Raw genomic sequence first — 6,066 nt, forward strand, 5'->3', positions numbered from 1 at the left:
CCACATCCATTATCCATTCTCCGTACTATAATCATGTATGGAACAGGAGATGGAAATAATGACACAAAGCGCACCAGAATTTAAAGTTTTGCAAAGCATTGCATTTCTCGCTGTCGTTTTGCAAAGTTCCTTATTATATACAATGAATCAAGGAAATGTCTTACTTGAGCAATCCCTCATTATGGGCATGCTATTTAATCTTGCAAAATTCTCAGCACCAGCATTCATATTTATCGTTGGATTTCACTTAATTCGTCACTATACAAAGCAATTAGTATATAAAGAATATATTTCCGAAAAAGCGATACACTTACTCATTCCGTATTTCTTTTGGTCTATTCTTTACTTATTAACAACAAACGATCTTATTACATTACAAAGCGGAATAAAAAGTTTATTACTCGGAACAGCCGCGCCCCATCTTTGGTACGTTATTATGATGTTCCAAATTCACTTATTGTTCCCTTTACTATGCACACTTTTTTATTGGTTTCAAAAACGAACAGAAAATAAAAAAGACATATATAAATATATGACCTTTTTCGCTTGCCTATATTTTCTATTAATGTGGTTCTCTTCTCACTATATTTTTAATGGAGAAAAATTAACAAGTTCAACAATTTTACATTATACAGATCGATCATTTCTATTCTACTCATTCTATTTCGTTATGGGCGGCATTGCCGCTGTAGCACTAAAAACTTGGCGTCTATTCGTCATGAAACATATCCCGCTTATAACAATATTATTTTTCATCTTATTTTTATTCATCAATTATGAGTTGTTTAGTTTTTACGGAGCAAACTCTATTCATTTAACTGTTTCTACCTATATAAAACCATCTATGTTTTTATATATCGTATGCGAAATTATCATACTGTATGTGTTATCTATTATGATAGTACAGCGTCGGGGTTTCTTATATAAAACGTTACGTTTCATTGGTAATTACACGTATGGTGCTTATTTAGCTCATTTATTCTTCTTGCAACTATGCACAAAACTTCTTTCCTTATTCACACTGCAAGAAAATACTATATTATATAGCCTATTACTATTTGTGTTAACGGCCATTATCTCTATTTCAACAATGGTCATTTGTAGCACAATACCATTTCATACTTGGATTACAGGGCCTTCTCCTACAACAAAGATGAAATGGACGAAGGTTGTATTACGAAAAAATCATAAAAAACTATTCAAGCCATATATTTGATATAATAATACGCATATAAAAAGAAAGCGAGAGACACCTATGATTAATCAAGTTGGACAAATTATGCTATATGTAAATAACCAAGACGAAACAGTACAATTTTGGACAGAAAAAGTAGGGTTCCAAATCATTGCGGAAGAAAATAACGGAAACGGATTCCGCTGGATTGAAATTGCACCGGCGAAAGAAGCAGGAACAAGCATCGTCCTTCACGATAAAGCGTTAATCGCGAAGATGCAACCTGAACTAAACCTAAATACACCTTCACTTATGTTCTTCTCAAATGACTTAGACCGTCTATATAAAGATCTTTCTGAGAAAAATGTCACAGTTGGACAGGTTGTAGATTTACCTACTGGTAGAGCATTCAACTTTGCTGATAATGAAAATAATTACTTTGCAGTAATGGAACGCAAATAAAAAATAAGCTATCCGAAAAATCGGATAGCTTATTTCATTTTAAGAAACTTGTTCTGCATTCGTTTCTCTATGCTGTATATGGCTCGTGATCCAAGCAATTCCACCGGCAACAACGAGATAACATAACAATATTAAAATTTGCATTTGTAATTGCGACCAATCTCCTAAAGAAATAACATCTTGTAATCCTCTAAGAGAATGAGACATTGGGAGAAACTGTCCAATTTTGCTAAGAACAGCTATGTTTAATTCTCCTGGGAAAGTACCTCCGCTCGTCGCTAATTGCAGGACAAGAAGCGTTACCGCTAAGAATTTTCCAACAAGACCAAATACTGTTACTAACATAAGAATAAATGTCATGAACGTAAAGGAAATAACAATACTTGATAAAACAAAAAGTGGCACACTTGCAACTTCTAATTTCATAACTCCTAGCACAACTACATCTACGAGTAGCGCTTGAATGAGTCCAATTAAATATACCAATCCTAGTTTATTGATAAAATGTACCGTTCCGCTTACCTTCATGTTTTGTCTGCGGCCAAGAGGTAAAATATTCGATGCCATAATTCCGCCAACATAAAATGCAAGTGATAAGAAATATGGTGCAATGCCTGAACCGTAGTTAGGAACGTCAGAAACTGTTGACTTCACTAACTGAACTGGCTCTGAGAACATCGTATTGCGTGCATCATCATTACGAACATCCGCTATCTTCTCTGCGCCCTCTCCTAATTTCGTAGAAAGTTCTTTCGCACCATCATCAAGTTTAACAAGTCCATTTGTTAATTTACTAGCACCGTTATTCAGTTCCGTTCCAGCACTCGCAAGCTGATTTACACCTTCTTGCAGGGATGTAAATCCATTTCCCCACTTCATAAATCCATCAGCCAAATTCGATGCACCATCTGCTATCTTTTTCGTTCCAGCAGTAGCTTCATTTAACTTAAATCCGAATGTATTCATGCCTTCTTCAATCTTATGTTGACCATCAGTTAGCTTCTTCGCACCTTGTGTCAATTGTTGTTGGCTATTATTTAAAGTACTTGTTGCTTTAGCTAGTCCATTAGACGTAGCAACAATTTTTTGAAAAGCGGGATCTTGCTGCACTTCTGGATGATTTTTCACGTACTCTTCTAATTGTTGTTTCACACTATTAGCCGCCCCATCCGCTTTTACTTGCCCTTCAGCAAGCTTCTCACTTCCGCTCACCCATTCATTTGTACCAGCACTTAATTCACTAACTCCTGATTGTAACGTTTTTTCACCTTGTGCTAATAACTCCATACCACTATGAAGTGATGTCGCTCCTTGACTCAGCTCATTTGCTCCCCCCGTTAAGGCAGATTGGCTAGACGCAAGCTTGTCACTTCCTTCTTTCAATTTCGATGTCCCGTCACTTAAACGATCAATACCATTCGCAAGCTGATTCGCTCCATTTTTTGCATCGGTCGTTCCTTCATGTAACTTCTCAGCACCATTACTTGCATCACTCAACCCTTGTGCCAAATCTTGAAACTTTGAAAAAACACCTTCTGTATATGATTTCGTAATACTGTTTGAGATTTTTGTTTTCATATTTTCAACAGCTGTCGTTCCAATTTGAGCCGCTACAAAGTTTTTACCTGGATTTACTTTGTACTGCAACTTTGCTGGCTCTGGTTTCTCATCCATAAGTGTACTTACCTTTTTAGAGAAATCTTCCGGAATCGTAACAACCATATAATATTTATCTTCTTTTAACCCTTCATCCGCACTTTTTTCTGATACGAAATGAAAAGCCAATTCCTTATTCTCTTTTAAATTTTTAACAAAATCGTCTCCTGCATGAATTGTTTTTTCATCCATCGCAGCACCCTTATCTAAATTCACAACCGCAACAGGTAATTTATCTAATTTTCCGTACGGATCCCAATATCCAGCTAAAAAAAATCCTGAATAAATTAACGGAACGATTAATAAAAAAATTAAAGCGATACGTCCATGTTTATGGTGCCACATCGCTTTCCAATCTTTAAATATAAGTTTAATTCCCTTCATGAAACATACTCCTCTTCTAATTTAACACCCTTCGAATGGTTTAACAGATTTACTATACACGTCACTTTACATACTGTATAATACATCTTTAATTATTAATTCATTCCTTTTGGTCTATAGAAAGGAGACTCGAAATGGAACTGCTCCAGTTAAAATACTTTCAGACAGTTGCACGACTAGAACACATGACAAAGGCAGCTGAAGAATTGCATATCGCGCAACCTTCACTCAGCAAAACAATTGCTAGACTCGAAAAGGATTTAGGAGTCCCTTTATTTGATCGCCAAGGCCGACAGATTACTTTAAATTCTTTCGGAAAAGTATTTTTAAAACGAGTAGAACGTATTTTTCATGAATTAAGTGAAGGGCAACGAGAAATTAAAGATTTAGCCGAATTACAACAAAGCTCTATTACACTGGCCGTTTCTATTCCAAGAATATTACCAGAACTACTTGGCTCTTTTTTACTAGAACATCCTAACGTTCGATTCCAACAATTTCTTGCATCCACTCCTTCTATGAAACGACAACTAGATAATATAGAAATTGACTTTTGTATCTCCTCTGTGCCAATTGAAGGTGAGGAGATTGTTTGGGAACCACTTATTACAGAAGAAATTTTCTTAGTCGTCCCTTCAGGCCATCGTTTATCAGGCCGAAAAAATATCCACCTGCATGAAGTAAAAAACGAACCGTTTATTAGTATGAACACTGGCTATGGATTTCGACACTTAACGGATGAATTTTGCAAAGAAGCTGGTTTCACTCCGCATATTGCTTTTGAAGTAGATGAACCGACCGTGATTAGCGACCTCATTAAGCAAGGTCTCGGCATCGCTTTTGTTCCAAGTTTAACTTTATTAAAAAACTCTACTTTAGCATCAAGCAAGTTGCGTATTATTGAACCCAATTGTCAGCGAACCATCGGATTAAGTTGGTCAAAAAAACGCTACTTATCAAAAACAGCTCAGCAATTCCGTGAATTCGTGATTGATTACTTCTCCAACATTAGGACGTAAAATTATATCAACAAATAAAAGTTGCCACCCTCATATGGTGGCAACTTTTATTGTTCACTCTTTTTTAATTCCATTTCAGCTAAAAGTGGTAGTACATTATCAAAAATATGCGTATTATTATTTTCACCTGTTACATATCCACCATAATATCTACTAAATACGTTATCATTTCGGAATGTGGCCATATGATCATACAATTCTTTCGCAAACTTTTTATCACCTGTTTGTAGTACGTACAAAATCGTTAATCCGTATGCGGCTGGCGATTCATAATTCACAGTTTGTTTTCCCGTTTCTAAATTGTAACGACCGTATAGCTTTCCATCCTCCTGGAATTTCTTCTTTATAAATTCCAAATAAGCAGTTGATGAAAGACCACCTAAACTTCGATGATATGCAACGTATGATTGGTCAATAAGATTCACTTCTTTATCGTACGTAAATGTACCATCTTCTTTATACTCTTTCGGGAATGCCCAGCCATGCCTTGGATAGTCCGCTAAAAATTGAACGACTTCCTGATATTGCTGAGCAGAAACTTTGTCGTACTTCTTCATATAGGAGAATGCACGTGGATTTATATATGATGTTGTTACAAAATTATTTTGTTTCCCTGCATCTGCATCATAATAATCAACATAATAATTATCTTTTTTATTATAACGAAGTACAGCATCACTTAATTGATCGGCAAGGTTTTTATAACGCTCTTCCTTATACATTTCATAAGCACGATATAATTGTTCTATAATACGAAGATCATCTATAAGTGCATTTGTAGCTGACTGCCTCTCTCCCTTTTCAGAGAGTTTCCATAAAACGATATGATTCTTATATACGAAATTATCTTGAATAACCTTTACTTGCTCATCAAATAACGCCTGATCATCTTTATCAAGTGTATATTGTAACCATAATCCCGCTGATTCTGATAAAGCTTCACGTCCCTTTGCTTCACCCGTACCTGCCTTAGTATCTACTAAACGATACGTGGCAAGAGTTCCATTGTCATTCACCATATGTCTTAAAATAAAATTTTCTGTACGGTTTCCTTGTAAAGCTGACCAAAATACAATTCCACCTAAAGCGATTAAGAAGATAACTCCAATCCCTATATATAAACGTTTCCGCAATCTTTTCACCTCCCTAGTAAGGCTAACCTTAATTTTATCAGAACATACATAAATTTAAAAAAGACAATCCACTAGATTGTCTCTCCCATTTCTATCCCTCGTAAACCTCTTTAGAAGGTTTATATAGCGATTGTACAAGCCGATCATATTCACGACGTGTAATCTCTTTATTATATAGCTTCAATAATAAATCTCTATGCTCTTTTGAAAATGCCATCTTTTTAATGACTTCAGGATA

5 protein-coding genes are annotated in these 6,066 nt (G+C 35.6%); 3 read left to right on the top strand and 2 right to left on the bottom strand.

The features are described from left to right. Positions 1–58 precede the first annotated feature (58 nt). Positions 59–1,216, top strand: a complete 1,158-nt coding sequence (locus ACQGS6_RS00505) for an acyltransferase (RefSeq protein WP_098207022.1) — start codon at positions 59–61, stop codon at positions 1,214–1,216. Between the two features lie 39 nt (positions 1,217–1,255). Beyond that, entirely contained in the window at positions 1,256–1,636 is a 381-nt protein-coding gene (locus tag ACQGS6_RS00510; RefSeq protein WP_000610162.1) for a VOC family protein, read from the top strand. Positions 1,637–1,675: 39 nt separating this feature from the next. Here ACQGS6_RS00510 and ACQGS6_RS00515 read toward each other — a convergent pair whose 3' ends face one another. Continuing rightward, positions 1,676–3,676 carry a YhgE/Pip family protein gene (locus tag ACQGS6_RS00515; protein ID WP_426964816.1) on the bottom strand — a complete coding sequence of 667 codons (2,001 nt, stop codon included), beginning with the start codon at positions 3,674–3,676 and terminating at the stop codon, positions 1,676–1,678. 134 nt (positions 3,677–3,810) lie between these two features. Between ACQGS6_RS00515 and ACQGS6_RS00520 the strand changes: the two genes are divergently transcribed. Continuing rightward, positions 3,811–4,695: a LysR family transcriptional regulator gene (locus ACQGS6_RS00520; protein ID WP_000421940.1), complete on the top strand. Its 885-nt coding sequence runs from the start codon at positions 3,811–3,813 to the stop codon at positions 4,693–4,695. 47 nt (positions 4,696–4,742) lie between these two features. On the opposite strand, the gene ACQGS6_RS00525 is transcribed toward ACQGS6_RS00520, so the two are convergent. Beyond that, positions 4,743–5,828: a hypothetical protein gene (locus ACQGS6_RS00525; protein WP_048568618.1), complete on the bottom strand. Its 1,086-nt coding sequence runs from the start codon at positions 5,826–5,828 to the stop codon at positions 4,743–4,745. Positions 5,829–6,066 lie beyond the last annotated feature (238 nt).

The organism is Bacillus sp. GMs2/2, from assembly GCF_050172095.1.
Lineage (GTDB): Bacteria > Bacillota > Bacilli > Bacillales > Bacillaceae_G > Bacillus_A > Bacillus_A cereus.